Annotated in this window: 12 protein-coding genes; all 12 read left to right on the forward strand. The window is 52.6% G+C overall.

Going from position 1 to position 4600, the window contains the following annotated elements; genetic code table 11:
- Positions 1-77: 77 nt before the first annotated feature.
- Positions 78-428: a 50S ribosomal protein L22 gene (gene rplV / locus IKG78_RS12355; RefSeq protein WP_290943893.1), complete on the forward strand. Its 351-nt coding sequence runs from the start codon at positions 78-80 to the stop codon at positions 426-428.
- Between the two features lie 2 nt (positions 429-430).
- Entirely contained in the window at positions 431-1090 is a 660-nt protein-coding gene (gene rpsC / locus IKG78_RS12360; RefSeq protein ID WP_014546111.1) for a 30S ribosomal protein S3, read from the forward strand.
- Between the two features lie 2 nt (positions 1091-1092).
- A complete protein-coding gene (rplP, locus tag IKG78_RS12365; protein ID WP_014546110.1) occupies positions 1093-1506 on the forward strand; it encodes a 50S ribosomal protein L16 in 414 nt (137 codons plus the stop codon).
- Positions 1506-1697 (forward strand): 50S ribosomal protein L29, encoded by a 192-nt coding sequence (gene rpmC / locus IKG78_RS12370; RefSeq protein WP_173358224.1) that lies wholly within the window; start codon positions 1506-1508, stop codon positions 1695-1697. The genes rplP and rpmC overlap by 1 nt, the downstream gene beginning before the upstream one ends.
- Positions 1698-1714: 17 nt before the next feature.
- Entirely contained in the window at positions 1715-1969 is a 255-nt protein-coding gene (gene rpsQ, locus IKG78_RS12375) for a 30S ribosomal protein S17 (RefSeq protein WP_088630015.1), read from the forward strand.
- A gap of 20 nt (positions 1970-1989) precedes the next feature.
- A complete protein-coding gene (rplN, locus tag IKG78_RS12380) occupies positions 1990-2358 on the forward strand; it encodes a 50S ribosomal protein L14 (RefSeq protein ID WP_015732011.1) in 369 nt (122 codons plus the stop codon).
- Positions 2358-2657 carry a 50S ribosomal protein L24 gene (rplX, locus tag IKG78_RS12385; RefSeq protein ID WP_290943899.1) on the forward strand — a complete coding sequence of 100 codons (300 nt, stop codon included), beginning with the start codon at positions 2358-2360 and terminating at the stop codon, positions 2655-2657. Before rplN ends, rplX begins: the two co-directional genes overlap by 1 nt.
- Before the next feature lie 9 nt (positions 2658-2666).
- The gene (gene rplE / locus IKG78_RS12390; protein WP_014546107.1) at positions 2667-3206 is read left to right on the forward strand and encodes a 50S ribosomal protein L5; all 540 of its coding nucleotides are present in this window, start codon (positions 2667-2669) and stop codon (positions 3204-3206) included.
- Between the two features lie 9 nt (positions 3207-3215).
- Positions 3216-3401 (forward strand): type Z 30S ribosomal protein S14, encoded by a 186-nt coding sequence (locus IKG78_RS12395; protein ID WP_173798268.1) that lies wholly within the window; start codon positions 3216-3218, stop codon positions 3399-3401.
- A 12-nt stretch (positions 3402-3413) separates the two neighbouring features.
- Positions 3414-3809: a 30S ribosomal protein S8 gene (rpsH, locus tag IKG78_RS12400; protein WP_290943902.1), complete on the forward strand. Its 396-nt coding sequence runs from the start codon at positions 3414-3416 to the stop codon at positions 3807-3809.
- 2 nt (positions 3810-3811) lie between these two features.
- Complete coding sequence (gene rplF, locus IKG78_RS12405) at positions 3812-4351, forward strand: 50S ribosomal protein L6 (protein WP_290943904.1); 540 nt, start codon at positions 3812-3814, stop codon at positions 4349-4351.
- Between the two features lie 9 nt (positions 4352-4360).
- On the forward strand, positions 4361-4600 hold a 240-nt coding region (locus IKG78_RS12410), incomplete at its 3' end, for a 50S ribosomal protein L18 (protein WP_290943906.1).

Genomic DNA, 4600 nt, shown 5'->3' on the forward strand with positions numbered 1-4600 from the left:
CATAAGCTCGGCGAATTCTCCATGACCCGTACTTTCCGCGGTCACCGCAAGACTGAAACTGCTGGAGGCAAGAAATAATGCAAGCTGTTGCTAAAGTTAAAAACGTCCGTTACGGCGTTCGCAAGCTCCGTCGCGTAGTCGACCTCGTTCGTGGCAAGTCCGTCAGCGAAGCCTTCGCGATGCTCTCCATCCTCCGTACGCAGACCAAGGGTGCTCCGCTGGTTGAAAATGCTCTCAAGTCCGCTGTCGCTAACTTGAAGCAGAAGTCCGCCGCTCCGGTTTCCGCCGAAGAAATCGTGATCAAGACCATCACCGCTGATGGTGGTACGATCATGAAGCGCATTCACCCGCGTTCCCAGGGCCGTGCTTTCCGTATCGAAAAGCCGCTCTCCCACCTCACCGTCGTCGTCGCAGACAAGGAGAATTAACAATGGGTCACAAAACTCATCCTAATGGTCTTCGTCTTGGCGTTATCCGCGGTTGGGAATCCAAGTGGTATGCCGAAGACAAGTTTGCCGATCTTCTCTATGAAGATATCGTGCTCCGTCGCTACTTGATGAAGCGTTTCGAACATGCCTCCCTCTCCAAGGTCGGCATCGAACGTACCGTCAAGAAGGTGAACGTCAACCTCTATACCGCTCGCCCGGGTATCGTCATCGGTAAGAAGGGCGAAGAATTGGAACGTTTGAAGGGCGAACTCCAGTTCCTCACCGGTAAAGAAATCTATATTGCAGTCCACGAAATCAAGCGTCCGGAAACTGATGCCAAGCTCGTGGCTGAAAACATTGCTCGCCAGCTCGAAAAGCGTATTTCTTTCCGCCGTGCCATGAAGCGTGCTATCCAGTCCGCTATGCGCATGGGTGTGGAAGGTATCAAGGTGCAGTGCGGCGGCCGCCTCGGTGGTGCCGAAATTGCCCGCGTTGAAAAGTATGCCGAAGGCCGCGTGCCTCTGCACACTCTTCGTGCTGACATCGACTACGCTACTGCCATCGCTAAGACCGTCTATGGTGCCATCGGTATCAAGGTGTGGATCATGCACGGTGAAAAGATTGGTAAGGACGTCATGAACGACAACAAGAGAGAGAAGTAATTATGCTGAGTCCGAAAAGAACATTGCATCGTAAGCAAATGAAAGGGCGCATGAAGGGCGTCGCCTCTCGTGGCAACTATATCGCCTTTGGCGAATTCGGTATCCAGGCTCTTGAAAAGTGCTGGCTCACCGCTCGCCAGATCGAAGCTGCTCGTATCGCCATGACTCGTAAGATCAAGCGCGGTGGCCGCGTGTGGATCCGCGTCTTCCCCGATAAGCCGATTACCCGTCACCCTGCAGAAGCCCGTATGGGTAAGGGTAAGGGCGCCGTCGAATTCTGGGCAGCCGTCATCCTCCCGGGTCGCATCCTTTTTGAAATGGGTGGTGTTGAACGTGAACTTGCCATGGAAGCTCTCCATGTCGCAATTCAGAAGCTCCCCCTCAAGTGCAAAATCATCGAAGAATCGGAGATCTAATGAAAGCACGTGAATTGAAAGAACTGGGCGTTGACCAGCTCAAGGAAAAACTGGCTCAGTTGAATCTCGATTTGTTCAATTACCGCATGACTGCGAAGCTCGGTAATTTGGAAAAACCCTCTGTGATTCGCGCTGCCCGCAAGGACATTGCCAGAATCAAGACCATCCTCAGCGAAAAGGCCAAGGCATAAGCCGGCAGGAGCAGGAAATGGAAAGAAACCTTCGTAAAGTCAAGCAGGGTATCGTCTCTTCCGACAAGATGGACAAGACGATTACGGTTGTGGTCGAAAACCGCAAGCGTCACCCGATGTACAACAAGATCATGACTACGACTAGCAAGCTCAAGGCTCACGATGAAAAGAATGAAGCCCAAGAAGGCGACCTGGTCGAAATCATGGAAACTCGTCCCCTCTCTGCAACGAAGCGCTGGCGCCTCGTCCGCATTGTGGAAAAGAAGAAGTAAACTCCTGGAGTAAGGCGAATATGATTCAAGAAGAAACCAGACTCGTCGTGGCCGATAACAGTGGTGCCAAGGAAGTCGCCTGCATCCGTGTTTTGGGTGGCACAAACCGTCGCTATGCTAGCATCGGTGATGTCATCAAGGTAGCCGTTAAGGACGCTATCCCCCAGAGCAAGGTGAAGAAGGGTTCCGTGGCCGACGCCGTTGTCGTCCGTACAGCAAAAGAAATCGCACGTCCGGATGGAACGTTCATTCGTTTCTCGGACAACGCAGTGGTTCTCATCAACAAGGATGGCGAACCGCGTGGAACCCGTATTTTTGGACCGGTGGCTCGTGAGCTCCGCGACAAGAAATACATGAAGATCATCTCCCTCGCACCTGAGGTTCTGTAATGGCTAACATTAAGAAGAATGATAACGTTAAGGTGATTTCCGGTGCCAACAAGGGCAAGACCGGTCAAGTCATCAGCGTCAAGGGCGACAAGGTGACCGTTTCGGGCGTTAACGTCTGCAAGCGTCACGAAAAGCCGTCCCAGACCAATCAGACTGGTGGCATCGTTGAAAAGGAAATGCCGATTCACATTTCCAACGTGATGCTTCTCGAAGGCAACACTCCCGTTCGTACCCGCATCGTTCGCGAAGCTGGCAAGAAGGGCGTTCGTACCAGTGTCAAGACTGGAAAGGCTGTGTAAGGTAACGTAATGAACCAGATGAAGCAATTCTATCTCGAAAAGGTCGTTCCGGCCTTGCAGCAAAAGTTTGCCTACAAGAACGTGATGCAGATTCCGCGTCTCGAAAAGATCGTGCTCAACATGGGCGTGGGCGCCGCTTCCCAGAACCGCAAGATTCTCGACGAAGCTGCCGACACTCTCACTGCTATCACCGGTCAGAAGGCTATTGTCACTAACGCTAAGAAGGCTGTCGCTAACTTCCACCTCCGTGAAGGTATCGGCATCGGTGCTAAGGTCACACTTCATGGCGACAACATGTGGGACTTCCTCTATCGTTTCATCAACATCGACCTTCCGCGTGTCCGTGACTTCCGTGGTCTCGCACGCCGTGGCTTTGATGGCATGGGCAACTTCACGCTCGGCATCAAGGAACAGACGATCTTCGTTGAAATCGATATCGACAAGATTTCCCGTACTTTCGGTATGGACATCTCTTTCGTCACTTCCGCTAAGACGGACGACGAAGGCCGTGCCCTTCTCGAAGAACTTGGACTCCCCTTCAGGAAGTAAGGTAATACCATGGCAAGCAGAAGAATGATTGAAAAATGCAAGCGTACTCCGAAGTTTACCGTTCGTGGGTACAATCGTTGCAAGCGTTGCGGTAGGCCGCACGCCTTTATGCGCCGCTTTGGCCTTTGCCGTATTTGCTTCCGCGAAATGGCACTCGCCGGCGAAATCCCCGGTATCACAAAGTCGTCTTGGTAAGGAGAGTATAACATGGCAATGACTGATCCTATCGCCGATATGCTCACCCGTATCCGCAATGCCTCTTCGGCAAAGCTCCCCGTGGTGGACATTCCTGCCAGCAACTTGAAGCGTGAAATCGCTCGCGTGTTGCAGGAAAAAGGTTTCATTAAAAAGTTCGTCGTCGTCGATGACGGTAAGCAGGGCGTTTTGAAGGTCCTCCTCCGCTACACGAAGGGCGAATCCGCAATCCAGGGCCTCCAGCGCATTTCTTCGCCGGGTCTTCGTCACTACGTTGACGTGGCCAAGCTTCCGCGCGTCCGCAACGGCCTCGGCTATGCTATCATCTCCACATCTAAAGGTGTCATGACTGACCACGAAGCCCGCGAACAGAAGGTGGGTGGCGAAGTCATCGCAAAGGTTTGGTAAAGATGTCCCGTATCGGTAAAGCTATTATCAATATCCCGGCCGGCGTCAAGGTTGACGTCAACGGCCAGAACATCAAGGTGGAAGGCCCGAAGGGTAAGCTCGAAACGACCGTTCATGAACTGATCTCCATCAAGCTCGATGGCAACCAGCTCTCCTTCTCCCGTCCGAACGATGAAAAGTTCACCCGCGCTATGCACGGCACCACTCGCGCTCTCGTCAACAACATGGTCGAAGGCGTGACCAAGGGTTTCCAGAAGACTCTCGAAATCGTTGGCGTGGGCTACCGCGTAGAACAGAAGGGTAAGGATTTGAACCTCGTCCTCGGTTTCTCTCATCCGGTGATCTTCAAGGCTCCGGAAGGCGTTGAACTGAAGGCTGTCGATCCGCTGAAGATTACTATCTCCGGCATTGACAAGCAGAAGGTCGGCCAAGCTGCAGCAGAAATTCGCAAGTACCGCAAGCCTGAACCGTATAAGGGCAAGGGCATCAAGTACAGTGGCGAAATTGTGCGTCGCAAGCAAGGTAAGAAGACAGGTAAATAAGGGTAAACTATGACTGCAATTGCTAAGAAAAGAATCCAGTCCAGAATCGCACGCCACGAACGCGTACGCAAGTCTGTTGTCGGAACTGCAGAATGCCCTCGTTTGGCTGTTCGCCGTTCCTTGTCCCACATGGTAGCCCAGATTATCGACGACGAAAACAACAAGTCTCTCGTCCAGCTCACCACTACTGCGAAGGAATTCCAGGCCAAGTTTGGTGAAATGACGAAGTCGGAACAGAGCAAGCAGCTC

The organism is Fibrobacter sp., assembly GCF_017545445.1.
GTDB lineage: Bacteria > Fibrobacterota > Fibrobacteria > Fibrobacterales > Fibrobacteraceae > Fibrobacter.